Genomic DNA, 16,404 nt, shown 5'->3' with positions numbered 1-16,404 from the left:
CCACCGTGCATGGATGGGGTGAGGACGTCAACACGAGAGCAAGCAAAAGCCCCTTGCCTTCCCCAGAGATCCCTGCTGCTCTCGCCGCCCCATGCCTGGCCGCACCTTCGCCATCGGCGACATTCACGGCGACCTCGACGCGCTCCAGCGCCTCCTCGGCACCCTGCCTCCGCTCGACACGACCGACACCCTCGTTTTCGTCGGCGATTACCTCGATCGAGGCCCCCGCTCGGCCGACGTCGTCGCGCTCCTCCGCGCCCTCCCTTCGCAGACGCCCGCGAAGGTCGTCCCCCTCCGCGGCAATCATGAAGACGCTTGGCTCCGCATCCTCGAGCGCGGCTGGCCCGAATTCGTCATCCCCCCGCAAAACGGCTGCCTCGCCACGCTGCGCTCGTACCTTGGCAGACCGCCTCCGGCCGAGGGCGAAGGCATGGCCGACGACGAGGTCGAGCCTCTCTTCAAAGGCACCTTTTTCCCGCCCGACGTCGTCGAATGGATGCGGCAGCTCCCGTACTGGTACGAGGACGAGCACGCGATTTACGTACACGCGGCCCTGCCGAAGGGAGCGAACGGCTTCGAGCACCCTTCCACCACGCAAAAGCGTCTGGCGATGCTCTGGTGCCGGGATGACGACTTCGTGCGCGAGTATCGGGGCAAGCTCGTCATTTTCGGGCACACGGCCACGAAATACCTCCCGCCCGAGCTCTCGGAGTATACGCCGGAGGACAAGGAGGACGCGTGGGTCGGCCCGTGCGTGATCGGGATCGACACGCGTTGTGGCAAGGGTGGTTATCTGACGTGTGTGGAGCTCCCGTCCGGGCAGGTGTACGAGTCGCGCTGAGTCAGCAGATTGCCGAGAATCGCTGCGAGCGCGGCCCACCTGCTTCGCCGTGCGCTCCACTCTCTCGAAGACCTCCTCCGCAGCTCGGGTCCGTTCTATCCGGGGCGCGTGGTGCCGGCACGGCGGATGCAACCCTCGATGACAGCGCGGCGACCTTCGCTGAGCTGTCACGGGAGGGGTCGGGGATGCGTGCAATGGATGCTCGGAAGATCGCCGGGGGATGGGTCACGGCCACCTTGCTCGCGACGGCGCTCGTCGGGTGCGGATCGGGGAGCATCTCGGTCGAGCCCGGGGCCGAGGTCGACGAGGCCGCGCAGACGCTCCCGGCCCTCACGGCGGACTGGCAAGTCAGGCACCCCGTCAGGACCGAGATCTACAGCAATGACAGCTACAACCTGCTGAACCCGTACCTCCAGCAGTACATCCGTTACAAAGTCCGCGAGTACGGGATCGACCTCGTCTGGAGCCCAAACCCCGTATCGCCGCGTCCGATCCGCTTCCGGAAGTACAGCGGTGTCGTAGGGCCCGTGAAGTACGACGAGCGAATCGCGATCAGCGTCGAGGGAGGCGGCTACCTCCGCTACCAGGAGCGCGAGTACGGGATCAACCTCGTCTGGAGCAACGAGCCGGCGTACGAATGGCGTCTTCGAGGCGGAACCGCCGGCAACAACGTGAGGATCGGCAGTTCCGTCATCCTATGGAATGACGTCATCCACAACAGCGTCGTTTACTGTCACCGCGAATACGGGATCAACCTCCGCTGGGCGACCGACTGCGAGAACCGCTGACGGCCACCGGCCGCTGCAGCGGGGTGTCGTGCTAGGGCGCGGCGACGATCTGCTCCCAGGCGTCGCATTGGGTTTTCCGCACGCCCTCGCCGCTCGAAATCGGCGAATCGAGCACGATGTGCGTGTCCTTCTGCGCGTCGTATGGCGGCCAGGCCGCGGCGCCGCCGCCGTTCGGATCTCCCTTCGCAGCGAAGCGCCCCCAGTAGCCCATCATCGCGTCCGAGAGCGCGACGTCCTCGGCGGCCGGCGTGAAGAGCGCGATGTCCGTCAGCGTGTGGAAGACGTAGAGCAGCTCGACCGCGTGGGCCGCCGGATTCTCGCCTTGCGCGGTTTTCGCCCGCCGCGTGAAGAAGTACCGGTACACGGCCTCGCTCTGGCTCCCCGCGACGGCCCGCGCGATGCTCCGGTTCGGGCAGTTGAAGCGCAGATCCGAGTAGAGCGCGACGAGCGCGTCCTGGGGCGTGGGGTAATCGCCGACCGGATAGGCGGCGAGGACCTCGGGCGCGAGCGGGCCGAACGATTGCTTGATGACGTTCTCGAATTGCGCAGCGGTGGAGACCTCGATCGCCATCCCCTTCGCGAGCTCCTCGCCATTCGTGCCGATCACGAGCGGCACGTGGTTGTGCTCGCCCGCGGTGAACGTCGAAAGCGTCGCCTTGGGCAAGACATAGCCGTCGATGACGGGGCCGTATTTGGAGGCATCCGACCCGATCGAGACGCTCCCGATCCCCACGGACCCCGGCAGCTCCGCGAGCAGCTCCGCCGGCGTCTTGCCCCGCAGGCACGCGAGTTTGTCGGCAGCGCTCCCACAGGACGATTCCGCGACGCGCTCGCTCATCGCCGCCTCGGCGTCCTGCTTCGGCGTCGACGTCGTGCCCCCGCTCTCGGCGAGCGCCGCGGCGAAGAGCCCCTTCGCGAGCGGCGACGCCATGAGCGTGAGCGTGTCGAGCGCGCCGGCGGATTCGCCGAACAGGAGGACCCGCGCGGGATCCCCGCCGAACGCGCCGATGTTCTTCTGGACCCATTGCAGCGCGGCCATCTGATCCTGCAGGCCATAATTGCCGGACGCCGCGACGGGCGACTCCGCGGCGAGCTCGGGCAAGGCGAGGAAGCCGAGGGCCCCGAGGCGATAGTTGATCGTGACGACCACGGCCTTTTGCGATTCGGCGAGGTCCTGGCCATTGTAGATCGGCGCGCCGCCGGGGAGGGTCTCGCTGCTGGAGCCCTGGATGTTGCCGCCGCCGTGGACGAAGAACAGGACGGGCAGCGGCGCGCTGCCCTCCTGGACGTCGGGGGCCCATACGTTGAGGGAGAGGCAATCCTCCTCGCCGATGGCCATCTTCGTTTTTTCGTCGATCTGCGGGCATTTCGCGCCGAACGCGCTCGCGTCCCGCACGCCCTCCCAGCAGGCGGCGAGCGCGGGCGGCTTCCAGCGAAGATCGCCCGTGGGCGGCGCCGCATAAGGAATGCCCCGGTAAACCCAGCTCGCGCCTTCCATGGTGCCGCGGACGAGGCCGCTGTCCGTGGCGACGATGCCCGGATCGGAGGGCGTCTCCACCACGCAACGCGCGGAGTCGCCGCCGCTACCGCCGCTGCCGCCGCCGCCGCTGCCGCCGCCGCCGCTGCCGCCGCCGCTGCCGCTGCCGCTTCCGCTGCAGGCGAGGAGGGTGGCCGCGAGCGGGACGAGCAGCGCCCAGGCCGAACGTGGGTGACCGAGGTTCATCGAGGTTCCTTCTTTCTCAGGGCGCGGCCTGGCATTCCGAGCTGACCGCCGGCAGTCCCCAGTGCCAGTTCGGGACCTGGACACGCGGGTAATACGCGGCGAAGACGAAGCACATCTCGCTCGACGTGTCCTCGCCGAAGGTCACGTTCGAATTGCTCGGGTTTTGCCAGACGCAGCGCGTGGTGATGGTGTCGCCGGGATTGATGGTCGTGCTCGTCATGTCCCAATATTGGTCGTCGAAGCTCCACGGCTCGCGGTGCGTCAGCTCGACGGCGCCACCGCTGCCCTTCTTGTGCTGGGCCGAGATGATCGTGCCGAGTTTGTGCATGTGCGGGCCGATCGCGAACGTGTTGAGCTTCGGGAAGCCCGCCGGGACCGTGAGGTTGCAGCTCAGGTCGAGGGTGTTGTGCGCCGGGATGTTGATCTGCGTCGTGCCGAACGCGAGGATGTCCGCGTCGTTCGGGCGCAAGTCCGTCGTCGTGCACAGGTCGAACCCGCTCTGATCCGTCTGGCCGTCGAGATGCATCAGGTTCGAGTAGTGCATCTGGATCATGTAATGGCCCGTGCCCTCGATCGGCAGGCCCGCCGCGGCCGGCAAGACGAGCGCCTGCGCGCCAGGTGCCCACACGCTCACGAGGCGCCCGCCCCCCGAATCGCCCGCGCCGCACGGCTTCGGCGTCGTGCCGTACGCCGTCGGCACCTCGTACAAGAGCATGTGATGAACGATGACGTCGTTGTCGACGGCCGGCGCGATCGCGGTGATGTGCCGCTTCGATTGCACGACGGCATCGGCGCCGAAACACACGTACGCGTCTTCCGTGAGCTTCGGCAGGGTCCACGCGGTCTTCGGCCGGAGCAAGACATCGGGCGTGCACGCGGGGTCCGAGCCGCCGCCTCCCCCCGCGCCGCCCGTGCCCGAGCACGACTCGCCCGAGGCCCCGGGCGCCCCGGCCGCGATCCACGCATCAAGCACGCCCTGCGAGGCCGGATCGAGCAGGCCCTTCGGCGGCATGGGCCGGGCCGCGTCGTGGATGCGTGTGCCCACGAGCTCGTGGACCTTTTTCGAAGGATCACTCTGCGCTCCCATGTGGAAATCGGCCGCCGTCACGAGGGCCATCGGCGCCCCGTATTTGGGCGGGGCCCCGTGGCAGATCTGGCAATTCTCGGCCACGATCTCGGCCACGTCGCACGGCAAGTCCGGGCCGCCGCCCATGCCGCCGTTCCCGCCGCCGCTCCCGCCCGCTCCGCCTTCGCCGCCCGGCGTCGCCGAGCCGCCGCCGCAGGCCCAAAGCAGGATCGGAATGAGGACCACACCCGCTCGCAATCGTCTGTTCGTCATGAGGTGCTCCGTTCTCGAGCCCCCATGAGACACCGGAGACGGGCCGAACGTAAAGAGCCCACGGAGACCAACGCCCGTGTATCCTCCGGCCACCCGGACGAGGCGCCGGGCGAAGGGTGCAAGGGCGATGGCGAACTTCTTCCGAGACAACGAGGACCTCCGCTTCTACGTCGAGCGCTGGATCGACTGGGAGCCCATCGCGCGCGCCACCGAGCACGACTTCCGGAGCGAAGGTGGTCCGCAGAACCTCGGCGAGGCCCTCGACCTCTACCGCGACATCCTCGACATGATCGGCACCTTCGCCGCCGAGGAGATCGCGCCGCACGCCGCAGAGCTCGACCGGGAGGGCGTGATCTTCCAGGACGGCGAGGCCTCGTTCCCGCCGCGGCTCGCGTCGATCTTCGAGAAGATCCGCAGCATGGAGCTCCACGGCCTGTGCCTGCCGCGCGAGCTCGGTGGGACGAACGCGCCGGCGATGCTTTATTTCATCGGCACCGAGGTCCTCGGCCGCGCCGACGTCTCGGTGATGGCGCACCACGGCTTCCACGGCGGCATCGCGCTGGCGATGCTGATGTTCTCGATGCGCGAGGGCACGAGCGAGATCGATCCGGAGACGGGCCGGATCCTCCGGACGCGCTTCCGCTCGTACATCGACGAGATCGTCCGCGGCGAGGCCTGGGGCTGCATGGATATCACCGAGCCCGACGCCGGCAGCGACATGGCGCGGCTCCGCACGCGCGCCGAGCAGGACGCCGAAGGAAACTGGTTCGTCACAGGGCAAAAAATCTTCATCACGTCGGGCCACGGGAAATACCATTTCGTCATCGCGCGGACCGAGGAGCCGCAGGACGAAGCCGACCCGTTCGCGGGCCTCGGGGGCCTCTCCATGTTCCTCGTCCCGACGTACGAGGACCTCCCGGACGGCACGCGGAAGCGGATCGTGACGCTCGATCGCGTCGAGGAGAAGCTCGGCCATCACGCGTCCGTGACCGCGGCGCTCTCGTTCGATCGCGCCCCCGCGCACCTCGTCGGCAAGCGCGGCGAGGGGTTTCAATACATGCTGACGATGATGAACAACGCCCGCATCGGCGTGGGGTTCGAGACCCTGGGCCTCTGCGAGGCGGCGCTCGCGATCGCGCGCGGCTATGCGGCCGAGCGGCACTCCATGGGCAAACCCATCGAGCGGCACGAGATGATCGCCGACTATCTCGACGAGATGCGCACGGACATCCAGGGCATTCGCGCGCTCGCGATGCACGGCGGCGTGCACGAGGAGCTCGCGCAAAAGAAATCGCTGCGCCTCCAGTTCGGCCAGCTCTCGGAGATCGAGCGCGCCCGGCTGGGACGCGAAATCGCACGGCACAAGCGCGAGGCGCGGCGGGTGACACCGCTCGTAAAATACCTCGGCGCGGAGAAGTCCGTGGAGATGGCGCGGCGCGCGGTGCAGATTCACGGCGGCGTGGGGTATACGAAGGACTATGGCGCGGAGAAGCTTTTGCGGGACGCGACCGTGATGCCCATCTACGAGGGTACGAGCCAGATCCAGTCGCTCATGGCCATGAAGGACGCGCTCGCCGGCATCCTGAAGCGCCCGGCCGCCTTCCTGCGCCGGGGCGCCGAGGCGCGCGTGCGGAGCGTGTCGGCGCGTGATCCGCTGGAGCGCAAGCTCGCGCGCGTGCAGGTGCTCTCGCACGCGGCGCAGCAGCACCTCGTCGTGCGGACGGCGGGCGACAAGCTCGGCGACGCGCTGCGCTCGCCCGTCGGGTCGTGGTCGACGAAGCTCCTCGGGAGCTGGGATCCGAAGCGCGACTTTTCCTATGCGATGCTGCACGCCGAGCGGCTCACGCGCCTGCTCGCCGACGAGGCCATCGGGGAGCTTTTGTTCAAGCAAGCCGAGAAGCACCCCGATCGACGGGAGGTCCTCGAACGGCACCTCGAACGCGCCGAGATCCGCGCGCGGCACCTCGCGGACGCCATCACGACCACCGGGGATCGACTGCTCGCCTCGCTCTCCAGGGCGGACGAGGCGAAGCCCGCGGCCGCGGAATGAAAAAAAAGGCGCGCATGTTCGCGCTCGCCCTGCTCGCGATCGTCGGGCTCACGCTCTTCACAATCGCGCTCACCCGGGCGAACGTGGGGCTCGCGGGTCCGCACACGACACGCGCGTCGTCGGCGACGCTCGACAAATCGCTCGAAGCCGCGATCGAATTCAAGCTGCGCGAGGCGCGGCTCGCCACGGTCGAGGACGCGATCGAGCTCTCGCTCCGTTTGACCGGCGCGCGGCTGCATTTCGGGCTCGGGCACCCGACGCGGCTCTCGTTCGGGGCGGAACCGCGCGAGGGCAACTGCGTCGAGTACGCGCACCTCTTCGCGCGGATCTTCGACATGGCCGCGGCGCGCTCGAAACTCCCGGCGCGGGCGTACGTGGTGCACAGCGACCGCGCCGAGGTGTTCGAGAAGGTCGTGCCGCTGCCGGGGCTGCGGGATCACGACTGGGTCGTGGTCGAGGACGATACGCCCGGCGCGAACCGTCAATGGTTCGTCGACGCCGCGTTCGAGGACGCGTGGCTCGGCTGGGACCTGACACACAACGTCAAAGGAAACGTGAAGGGCAGACGGTAACGCCCCGGCAAGGTGGGTCCTCCCGGCGCTCCGGGATTGACGCGAACCTGGACAATCCGGTAGCGTGCAAAGAATGGTCGCCCCAGTCCTCGAATCTCCCTCGCTCCTGGACCAGCCTCCAAACACCGCGCCGACCGAAGGCGCCCTCGCTCCCCTCGTCCCCCCCGACGAGGCCGCGCTCGCCGCGGGTCCGACGAGCCGCCGCAACTTCCTCGCCGGCGGCATCGCCGCGGCCGCCACGCTCTTCGGGCGGGACGCCCTCGCCCTCGTCGGCGGCGACGACGTGCCGGTCTACCGGATTCACCCGGCCATCGGGATCGCCCGGGTCGGCAACGCCCCGCCGGACACCTTCTTCATCGGCCCCGAGATCCCCGGCCAGCCGCCGCTCGGCGACGCGCCCGGCACCGCCGTGCCGAACTACAAGGTCGACGGCAAGATCAAACCCCAGGCCGTTCGGTTCCGCATCTTCGAGTATCGCTGGATCAACGGCGTGTTGACGCTGATCCAGGAGGTCAACCTCAGCACGCCCGGCATCCTCGATATCACCTGGACCGCGCACCTCGCCAACAAGAAGGCGTCGTTCCACAAGTTCTACGGGATGGCCGGCGAGAAAGGTCCGCCCGGGCCGCTGCGGAATGCGTCGGTCGAGGATCGGCGCTCGCTCGAGATCGATTTCGGCCCGCGCTCGATCAACGGCGCCGCCGCGGGCCCCGTCCGGTTCCGCACGGGGACGAGCGGCGATCCCAGCCAGGAGTCGTGCCCGCTCGACGTGAACGGCGAGCCCGTCATCAAATACCTCGGCCAGCTCCGCACCGACGACGAGGGGCGGCTCATCGTGATCGGCGGCAGGGGCCGCGCCCGCTACAACACCGCCGAGCCCCCGCTGATGCCCTCGTACGCGAACAACGACGGCTGGTTCGACGATATCTCCGACGGCCCGGTGACGGCCGTGGTCACGATTCAGGACAGCAATGGCACCATCCGGGAGGTCCCCGTCGACGCGGCCGGCGGCGCGTGGGTGCTCGTCGCCCCGCCCGATTTCGCGCCGAACGTCACGAGCGCGGTCACGCTCTACGACCTGCTCTACGACATGGCCGTGCGCGAGCTGCCCATCCCGCTCGACAACGCGCTCTACGATCCGGGCGGGCCGCTCGCCCGGCTGCGGCAACTCGCGTCCGATTTCCAGCCCGACGGGCCCGTGGAGTTCCCCAACTTCTTGCCCGATTTCACCACCGAGGTCCGGCCGCTGTTCGCGCGCGGCGGCGGCTATCGCTGGGTCATCGAGTCGGCGGGCGATACGTCGCACGCGCCCCTCTTCGGCCCGAACGTGGGGGATCCCGATCCGCAATACGCCGCCATGCGAAAAGGCTTCTTCGGGGCCATGCGCGAGCCGAACGGGGCGCCGAACGCCAAAGGCAAAGGGACGATGCCGATCTTGCTCGGCGACGACCCCTACAACAGCGACGCGCCCAAGTACGAGAAATGGCTGACGGTCACGCGGACGCAGTTCGGGCTCCTGCGCAACTGGGCGAACGGGCAGTTCGTCCCGGGTCCCGTCGCGGTCGCGCCGGAGGGGATCACGGCGCACGGGCTCGATCGCGCCCAGCTCGAATGCGCCTCGGGCGGCGCGTTTTTCCCAGGGATCGAGGTGGGCTGGCAAATTCGCAATGCCTCGATCTTCATCGAGCCCTTCCGGATCGACCACCAGGCGATGAGCGCTTACTGGGGCGAGGAGGCGCCCATCGGCCCGGGGCATTTCTCGCGGCAGATGGCGCTCCCGTGGCACGCCGATTTCACGGACTGCGCCGCCGAGGGCGCGAAGGGATGGTGGCCGTCCGTGCGGCCGGACCACGTCCTCACGGCGCCCGGATCCACGACGCGCGAGGACTGGGCCCGGCCGACCAAGAAGTTCAAGTCCGGCAAGAAAAAGGTCCAGCACGAGGACATGGTCGACAACTGGTTCAAGTTCGGGTTCGTCGTACGGCAGCCGGACAAGACGCAGATCGAGACCGAGCGCGCCGAGCACATCCCCTGAGCTCCCCTGCCCCGTCCCTGCCCCCAGCCCTGCCCCCAGCCCTGCCCCCGCCCCGTCCGCGTGTTCGCCGGACGCACGGCGGGGGCCATGTGCGTTCGCCAGGAATCGCATTAGGTTCGTGACTCGGGCGCCGCGTCCGAGGGAATGGAACCGAGCGATCGGCAAGCTTGGAGACGGGGAAGGCACGTCCATGGGGAGGACCCTGTGCCCGCCGGACCGGCGGGTGCGACCGCTGCACGACCTCGCGAGGAGCCTCGCGGGGGTGATCCTGGACGCGTACTTTTCCGATAGCAGGAAGCGGCGCGCCGAGCGGAACCTGCACGAGGAGATCCGGATCAACGAGACGCTCCAGCGCATCGGCGCCGCGCTCGCGGCCGAGCTCGATCTCGACAAGCTCGTGGAAAAACTGACGGACGAGGCGACCGCGCTGACCGATGCGCAGTTCGGCGCCTTCTTTTATGCCAGGCAGACCGGAGAGCCCCTGACGCTCTACGCGCTCGCCGGCATCCCGCGCGAACGGTTCGAGCGCATCCCCCTTCCCCGCTTCCCCGTGCTGTTCACGCCCATGCTGAAGGGCGAGCGCGTGGTGCGTGTCGATGACCTTCACGTGGATGCCCGTTACGGGAACCCCCCGCCGCACCACGGGATGCCGAAGGGACCGCTGCCGGTCCGCAGTTGCCTCGTGGTCCCGGTGGTGTCGCGCTGCGGGAAGGTGCTCGGCGCCCTGCTCTTCGGGCACGCCGAGCCGCGCGTATTCACGGAGCGGGACGAGCGGGTCGTCGTCGGCATCGCCGGGCAGGCCGCCGTCGCGATCGACAACGCCCGGCTCTACAAGGCCTCCGAAGGCGCGCGGCGGCAAGCCGAAGAGGCGCACAGGCAGGCCGAGGAGGCGCGCGCGCAGGCCGAAGAGGCGCGCCGGCAAGCCGAGGAGGCGAACCGGCTGAAGGACGAGTTCTTGAGCCTGGTCTCGCACGAGCTGCGTACGCCGATCACCGCGATCAGGGGCTGGACGCAGGTCCTCGCGACGCGCGAGTGCGACACGGAGACGCGCCTGCGCGCGCTCGGCGCCATCGACAGGAACGTCCGGGCGCAGATCCGGATCATCGACGATCTGCTCGACGTCTCGCACATCATCACGGGCAAGCTCGGGCTCGCGCAGCGGCGCATGGATCTCGGGGACGTCGTGCAGGCGGTGCTCGACGTGGTTCGCCCCGCCGCGCAGGCGAAGGGCATCCAGCTCCACGTCACGCCCGAGCGCCCGTCCATTCCGGTCTTCGGGGACCCCGATCGGCTGCGGCAGATCCTCTGGAACCTGCTCGCGAACGCCATCAAATTCACGCCACGCGGCGGGCGCGTCGAGGTGGAGATCATGCGGGACGAGGGCCTCGTCCACCTGACCGTGCGGGACACCGGAAAGGGCATCAGCGCCGGGTTTCTCCCGTACGTGTTTGATCGTTTCCGGCAGGCCGACAGCTCGGCGTCGAGGCCGCAGGGCGGGCTCGGGCTCGGGCTCGCCATCGTACGCCACCTCGTGGAGATGCACGGGGGCACGGTGAAGGCCGAGAGCGCGGGCAGCGATCACGGGGCGACGTTCACGGTCACCTTGCCGCTGCCGCAGGAGGCGCGGGAGGCTGGCCACGACGGCGAGGCGAAGACAGGCGACTATCGCAGCGAAGGTTCGTCGAGGTATGCTGCCGCCGTGGAACACGTACCGAGGAGAACCTGATGAGCCGCCATCTCGACGCGGATCCGGAGTGCAAGGGTGGAGACGGCGGGATCGATCTCGTGATCGAAGGGCGCCCGCGGGACCTCGGGGGCTTCGTCGTGCGGCGGGTCCTGCCGTCGATGATGCGGCGGCTCGTGGGGCCGTTCATCTTTTTCGATCACATGGGCCCCGTGGCATTTCCGCCGGGCGAAGGGCTCAGCGTGAGGCCTCATCCGCACATCGCGCTGGCGACGATCACGTACCTGCTCGAAGGGGCGTTCGTGCACCGCGACAGCCTCGGCTCCGAGCAGACGATCCGGCCGGGCGACGTGAACTGGATGGTGGCGGGGCGCGGCGTGGTGCACTCGGAGCGCACGGCGCCCGAGGTGAAGGCGAGCGGCGGACGAATGCACGGGATCCAGACATGGGTCGCGCTGCCGCAGAAGGACGAGGAGATCGAGCCGCGCTTCGAGCATCACCCGAAGAGCACGATCCCGATCGTGAACCGCCCCGGCGCGGTGTTGCACGTCATCGCGGGGACCGCGTACGGCGCGAAGGCGCCGACGGGCGTCCTCTCGCCGACGCTCTACACCCACGCGCGGCTCGAAGCCGGCGCGAGTTTGCCCGTGGATGAGGAGCACGAGGAGCGCGCCGTCTACGTGGTCGACGGCAGCGTCGCGTGCAGCGGCAAGACGTTCACGGAGGGCTCGATGTTCGTGCTACGTCCGGGCGCGTCGGTGAGCCTCCAGGCGCTCGAAGCGTCGAACGTCATGCTCGTCGGCGGCGCGCGCATCGACGGCGAGCGGCACATCTTCTGGAACTTCGTTTCGAGCTCGAAGGAGCGCCTCGACCGCGCGAAGACGGACTGGCGCGAGCAACGTTTCCCGAAGATCCCGGGCGACGACGTCGAGTTCATCCCGCTGCCTGAATGACGCTGCGACGCTCCCCCGCGGGCCTTTCGTACGATCTCGCCTGGGCCGCCGCGCGCCTCGGGATCGCCTTTTTGCCCGTGATCCTCTTTCCCTCGTGGATCACCTGGATCGTCGCCGTGCTGCTCGCCCTCGGCGTCGTCTTCTTGATCGTCGCCGCGTTCATGTATTCGTATGCCGCCGCGTGCCCGGGGTGCGGCGAGCTCGTCCTGGGTTTGTCGAAGCTCGATTGCGTTGGGCACCAGTGCGCCCATTGCAAGCGGTTCGTCGAGGTCGAGCGAGGCGACCTCGTGCTCACGCCGCCGGATCGGGCGGCCGACGCGCCTTCGTTCGGCGTCGTCCTGCGAGGCTCGCCGGGCGAGCTGCCGGCGATCTGCTGCACCTGCGGCGCGCCTGCCACGCGGACGCGGGCGTACGCGGATGCGAAGACGGGCGTCTCGCTCGACATCCCCCATTGCGACGGTCACGAGCCGTCCGCGCGGCTGCGGAAGGTTGCGGGGCGCGTGCGGCTCGACGTCGCCTCGCTCCGCTTCGCGCGGGCCCTTGGCGAGCGGGACGGGCTCGACCTCGTCGGCAGCGGCCCGTACAGCGAGGCGCCGGCGCGTGTCCCCTGGATCTCTGGCCTCGGGGGGCTCGCGTTCACGGCCCTCGGGTTCGTGATCGTGCGGCAGGAGCTGCCTTCCAAGGAGCTGCTCGCGGGGGTCGCCGCGGGGATTGGCGCGTTCGTGCTGATGCATTTCGTCGTGGGTGCCGGGTTCCTGGTCCGGCGGCGGGTCGTCGGGGATTGAGACCCGCGCTCTGACTCGCCTTTCGCCCTTTCCGAGGGCAATGGGTGCCTGACGACGAGGGGAGATCCAGGCCCGAAGTGCCGCCGCGGCAGCGGCAGCAGCAGCGGCAGCAGCAGCAGCGGCAGCAGCGGCAGCAGCAGCGGCAGCGGCAGCGGCAGCAGCAGCGGCAGCGGCAGCGGCAGCTCCTCTACGCTTCCGATCCCTCGCCGCCGTGGCCCTTGGACAGAGCGCTCTTGCTCGCTTCGGCGCTCGCCTCGCGCCTTCCGCCGCTGGACAGGCCGCACCCCGCAGGAGCTGCGCAAAGGCGACGGGGACGAGGCCGGAACGGACCTCTGACCTGAGAGGGGGCCCAGAGCCCCGGAGGTAGCAAACCTCTTTCCGGAGATCGAGGATGTCTCCTCGGCGGTGGAGGACCCCTCCTTGGCGTTCGACGACCTCTTCCCGGAGGCTCCGGACGTCCGGAAGGGGATGCGGGGGCTCCTGCCAGAGGTGAACGGCCGCACATCGGAGGTGCTGCATCTCCCGGCGGAGGGGGACGACCTCCTGGCGGAGGAAGATGACTTCCGGGCGGAGCTAGCCGACCTCAAGGCGGAGGAGGAGGACCTCCTCGGGGAGCCGGCCGGCCGCCGAGCGGAGGGGGGCGACCTCCTGGCGGAGGTGGATCGACCTCCTGGCGGAGGTGGATCCACCTCCGGTTGCTGGTCGGCATTTCATTTCGAGCATCCTCGAAGGCGCCGGGCTCGTCGGCAACGGTCGCGCACGGACATTGTGTGTCCCGCCAGCCTGCGAATGCGCTTGCGCGGCTCTGCCTTCGCCGTGCACAAGGATCGTCAGGAACAACGCAGGCCCGCGCATAACGCCGCGGGGGCGGCTTGATGTGGCCTGCGGGAACGGAAGGTCCTTCCATGGCCTGGTTGTCGAACCGCTTTGTTCGTCTTGGGCTCCTCATGCTCGTCGCTTTTTGCGTTTCGGCATGGCTCCTCGGGTGCGCCGCGACAGGCGCGCACACGCAGGCGTGGGCGCAGACGACGCCGAACGGAATAAGGTTGTTTCGCATATGCCGGCGCCATCCTCACGTCGACCCGAATGCGCGTTATTGATACGACGTGGGGGACGGGACGCCTCGAACGACGCTTCTGTCGCTCGACGAGCTTTTGCAGGGCCGCGAGGCCAAGGCTGTCTTTTTTCTTGATCCCCACGCGCCGTCCGAGAGCCGGAAGTTATTAGGAATTGCGTTCCAGCATCTCCCCTGCGACAAGCCGCCGCCGCCCCCGCCGGAGAAGCGCGCGGCAAAGGAGAAGGAGGGCGCAGAGAAGAAGGACGAGACCCAGAGGGCCGAGCCGCCGACGTCGCGGCCGAAACCGATCGCGGAGTTGCCCGCGCGGTGCCCGGAGCCGGGCCAGGCGCGAAGGCGTGGCGGCACGGGCGCGCGTACCTGCACGAGGACGCTCGTCCATACATCCGAGCGATTGAGGCAGCCGAGCTTCCGGCGCGTGGAAGAGCCGCTCGCGGCCGAGCCGCTCCCGGTCGAGGCGCCCGTGCCCATCGATCCGAGTCAGGTGCCCCCGGGCGAAGTACGGGTCTATGAGGACTGGAGGCAAACTCCGGAGGAGACCGCGCTGCTCGACCGAGCCCAGGAGTGCCTCACGGGCGCTTGCCACGCCCGGCACAAGAACTTCCAGCCGAATGGCGGGAAAAAGCCCGCCGGGACGCACAATGGGCAGTCGTTGTCAACAGGGAGCGGCAGCGGTGGGGGAGCTGGCGCGCCACGGCCCGCGCCGAAGACGACGGTCAAGACGACGACGAAGCCGCCGAAGACGCCCACCGTCGCCCCTGGTGCGACACACGGCCATCACCCCTGGCCCAAGTACTTGGGGGGGCCGGCCAAACAGGATCTTGCCAGCTTACCGGAACCACTGCACAAGTCCTACCACAGCGGTATGAACAAGATTCTGCCGCGCCAGCGCGGGGCAGCGTACTACGACAACCTGAGCCCACAAGCAAAGCAGCAGCTCGCTCGTGATCTAGCGGCCTATACAAAGGCGTTCGACGCGAAGTATGGGACTCGCCTCCACGACTCGATGGTCCGCAATGGATTTCCGGCTCCATGATGAAGACCCTGAAACCGATAGAATCAATCGAAGTTCGCGATCTAGAGGCGCACGCGGTATGGCAATACGCCAATATCGACGGAGGCGACGAAACCCTCGTCCGCCCGGTGAGACGTCTGCCGGTCGCGCGCCTGGCCGGGAAGGTCGTGGGGACGCGGATCCGGCTTGCGAACGGAACCGACGCATGGGGACTCCTTGGCAATGTCGACGAGAGCAATGCGCGGCTGACCGAGCACTTCCTGACATTGACGATCTTTCATGACGGACGATGGTTCACGCTCGCCCGCTATCACGATTTCGACTACGGCCAGAACGGTCCAGACGCACTGGCGCGTTTCCTTGAACTCCCCCTCGACAAAGTTTTCCCCATTGCGTACGACATCCGGCCGTACGTGAAGGGAGAGCCTTCCGCGCTTGCCGGCCTGATTCCCAAGGAACCGCGTGAACGGCTCTCGCGGGCTGAGCTCATTGCGCTCGCAGTGCCATAGGAACGGCTGGACGCCCTGAGACGCATAACGGGCATTCGTTGTCGACAGGAAGGCGCAGCGCCCACGATGCTCCTCCCGCCCCCGCCGCTCGTCGGGCCTGTGGCTGCTGCTGCTGCTGCCGCTGCTGCTGCCGCTGCTGCTGCCGCTGCCGCTGCCGCCGCTGCTGCCGCTGCCGCTGCCGCTGCTGCCGCTGCTGCTGCCGCTGCCGCTGCCGCCGCTGCTGCCGCTGCCGCTGCTGCTGCTGCTGCCGCTGCTGCTGCCGCTGCCGCTGCTGCTGCTGCTGCTGCTGCTGCCGCTGCCGCTGCTGCTGCTGCTGCTGCTGCTGCCGGGCGTGCCGCCCAAGCGGAGGCGGCACGCCTGGGCCATTCACGCCTGGTCAGGCGATGCAGGGTACCGACGAGATGGTCCAGCTTGTTGCGCAGCTCCTCGTCCACTCTATCTACGTATCCGAGTGCTTCTGCCACGTCGAGGCACGCGCGGACCTCCGCCGCCGAGCCCATGGCCGTGTGCCACCGAGCCCGTTCGTTCCTTCCCTGCGAATACGCGCCCTCGCTCAGATTGAGCGGCACGCTCGTCGCCGCCCGCCGCAACTGGTCTCCCAAATTCGGATCCTTCGATCCGATCCGCTCGATGACCGGCCGCAACATCCTGAGCATCTCGATCGCCACGCCATAAATCCTGAGCACCATGTTTCCCTCCGAATCCCCGACCGGGGACCCCTGCCCCCGGCCTGCGCGCGGAGGAAGGCGAAAGGCTGCGAGGCTTTGCCTCGCACCGCGCGGAGCCGCGCGGAGCCGCGCGCAGCGAAGCGAGCACGGCGAGCACGGCGAGCACGGCTTGGCCTTTCGCCTTCCGAGCACGCGGGCACAATCGCCCTCCCCGGACGAGGACAGAGGACGAGCGTTCCGGAAGCAGCGACAGCAGCAGCAGCAGCAGCAGCAGCAGCGGCAGCAGCAGCAGCAGCAGCAGCAGCAGCAACAGCAGCAGCAGCAGCAGCAGCAGCAGCAGCAGCGGCAGCAGCAGCAGCAGCAGCAG

12 protein-coding genes and 1 pseudogene are annotated in these 16,404 nt (G+C 68.6%); 9 read left to right on the top strand and 4 right to left on the bottom strand.

Annotated elements, in window-relative coordinates; all coding sequences use genetic code 11:
- Window positions 1-91 precede the first annotated feature (91 nt).
- The gene (locus tag POL67_RS22665; RefSeq protein ID WP_271920372.1) at window positions 92-841 is read left to right on the top strand and encodes a metallophosphoesterase family protein; all 750 of its coding nucleotides are present in this window, start codon (window positions 92-94) and stop codon (window positions 839-841) included.
- Between the two features lie 194 nt (window positions 842-1,035).
- A complete protein-coding gene (locus tag POL67_RS22660; protein ID WP_271920371.1) occupies window positions 1,036-1,629 on the top strand; it encodes a hypothetical protein in 594 nt (197 codons plus the stop codon).
- A gap of 31 nt (window positions 1,630-1,660) precedes the next feature.
- On the opposite strand, the gene POL67_RS22655 is transcribed toward POL67_RS22660, so the two are convergent.
- Window positions 1,661-3,352: a carboxylesterase/lipase family protein gene (locus tag POL67_RS22655; protein ID WP_271920369.1), complete on the bottom strand. Its 1,692-nt coding sequence runs from the start codon at window positions 3,350-3,352 to the stop codon at window positions 1,661-1,663.
- A gap of 16 nt (window positions 3,353-3,368) precedes the next feature.
- Window positions 3,369-4,691 carry a monooxygenase gene (locus POL67_RS22650; RefSeq protein ID WP_271920367.1) on the bottom strand — a complete coding sequence of 441 codons (1,323 nt, stop codon included), beginning with the start codon at window positions 4,689-4,691 and terminating at the stop codon, window positions 3,369-3,371.
- 127 nt (window positions 4,692-4,818) lie between these two features.
- Between POL67_RS22650 and POL67_RS22645 the strand changes: the two genes are divergently transcribed.
- The 7 genes from POL67_RS22645 (at window position 4,819) to POL67_RS22615 (ending at window position 14,881) form a co-directional block, all read left to right on the top strand.
- Complete coding sequence (locus POL67_RS22645) at window positions 4,819-6,741, top strand: acyl-CoA dehydrogenase family protein (protein ID WP_271920365.1); 1,923 nt, start codon at window positions 4,819-4,821, stop codon at window positions 6,739-6,741.
- 14 nt (window positions 6,742-6,755) lie between these two features.
- Window positions 6,756-7,313, top strand: a complete 558-nt coding sequence (locus POL67_RS22640; protein ID WP_271920363.1) for a hypothetical protein — start codon at window positions 6,756-6,758, stop codon at window positions 7,311-7,313.
- A gap of 73 nt (window positions 7,314-7,386) precedes the next feature.
- A complete protein-coding gene (locus tag POL67_RS22635; protein ID WP_271920361.1) occupies window positions 7,387-9,348 on the top strand; it encodes a LodA/GoxA family CTQ-dependent oxidase in 1,962 nt (653 codons plus the stop codon).
- 190 nt (window positions 9,349-9,538) lie between these two features.
- Window positions 9,539-11,074: a sensor histidine kinase gene (locus POL67_RS22630; RefSeq protein WP_271920359.1), complete on the top strand. Its 1,536-nt coding sequence runs from the start codon at window positions 9,539-9,541 to the stop codon at window positions 11,072-11,074.
- Complete coding sequence (locus POL67_RS22625) at window positions 11,074-11,985, top strand: pirin family protein (protein WP_271920357.1); 912 nt, start codon at window positions 11,074-11,076, stop codon at window positions 11,983-11,985. The genes POL67_RS22630 and POL67_RS22625 overlap by 1 nt, the downstream gene beginning before the upstream one ends.
- Window positions 11,982-12,770, top strand: a complete 789-nt coding sequence (locus POL67_RS22620) for a hypothetical protein (RefSeq protein ID WP_271920355.1) — start codon at window positions 11,982-11,984, stop codon at window positions 12,768-12,770. The genes POL67_RS22625 and POL67_RS22620 overlap by 4 nt, the downstream gene beginning before the upstream one ends.
- Window positions 12,771-13,876: 1,106 nt before the next feature.
- Window positions 13,877-14,881 carry a hypothetical protein gene (locus POL67_RS22615; RefSeq protein WP_271920353.1) on the top strand — a complete coding sequence of 335 codons (1,005 nt, stop codon included), beginning with the start codon at window positions 13,877-13,879 and terminating at the stop codon, window positions 14,879-14,881.
- 41 nt (window positions 14,882-14,922) lie between these two features.
- On the opposite strand, the gene POL67_RS22610 is transcribed toward POL67_RS22615, so the two are convergent.
- The gene (locus POL67_RS22610) at window positions 14,923-15,735 is read right to left on the bottom strand and encodes a hypothetical protein (RefSeq protein WP_271920351.1); all 813 of its coding nucleotides are present in this window, start codon (window positions 15,733-15,735) and stop codon (window positions 14,923-14,925) included.
- 65 nt (window positions 15,736-15,800) lie between these two features.
- Window positions 15,801-16,016: pseudogene (locus POL67_RS54275) on the bottom strand (four helix bundle protein); the annotation flags it as partial.
- Window positions 16,017-16,404 lie beyond the last annotated feature (388 nt).

Origin of the sequence: Polyangium mundeleinium (assembly GCF_028369105.1) — a bacterium.
Taxonomy (GTDB): domain Bacteria; phylum Myxococcota_A; class Polyangia; order Polyangiales; family Polyangiaceae; genus Polyangium; species Polyangium mundeleinium.
Note: the sequence above shows the minus strand (reverse complement) of the source record. Positions and strands in the feature narration are given on the sequence as shown.

Coding starts and splice junctions, on each gene's coding strand:
- POL67_RS22665 (WP_271920372.1), top strand. CDS start 92: ATGCCTGGCCGCACCTTCGCCATCGGCGACATTCACGGCGACCTCGAC.
- POL67_RS22660 (WP_271920371.1), top strand. CDS start 1,036: ATGGATGCTCGGAAGATCGCCGGGGGATGGGTCACGGCCACCTTGCTC.
- POL67_RS22655 (WP_271920369.1), bottom strand. CDS start 3,352: ATGAACCTCGGTCACCCACGTTCGGCCTGGGCGCTGCTCGTCCCGCTC.
- POL67_RS22650 (WP_271920367.1), bottom strand. CDS start 4,691: ATGACGAACAGACGATTGCGAGCGGGTGTGGTCCTCATTCCGATCCTG.
- POL67_RS22645 (WP_271920365.1), top strand. CDS start 4,819: ATGGCGAACTTCTTCCGAGACAACGAGGACCTCCGCTTCTACGTCGAG.
- POL67_RS22640 (WP_271920363.1), top strand. CDS start 6,756: ATGTTCGCGCTCGCCCTGCTCGCGATCGTCGGGCTCACGCTCTTCACA.
- POL67_RS22635 (WP_271920361.1), top strand. CDS start 7,387: ATGGTCGCCCCAGTCCTCGAATCTCCCTCGCTCCTGGACCAGCCTCCA.
- POL67_RS22630 (WP_271920359.1), top strand. CDS start 9,539: ATGGGGAGGACCCTGTGCCCGCCGGACCGGCGGGTGCGACCGCTGCAC.
- POL67_RS22625 (WP_271920357.1), top strand. CDS start 11,074: ATGAGCCGCCATCTCGACGCGGATCCGGAGTGCAAGGGTGGAGACGGC.
- POL67_RS22620 (WP_271920355.1), top strand. CDS start 11,982: ATGACGCTGCGACGCTCCCCCGCGGGCCTTTCGTACGATCTCGCCTGG.
- POL67_RS22610 (WP_271920351.1), bottom strand. CDS start 15,735: ATGGCCCAGGCGTGCCGCCTCCGCTTGGGCGGCACGCCCGGCAGCAGC.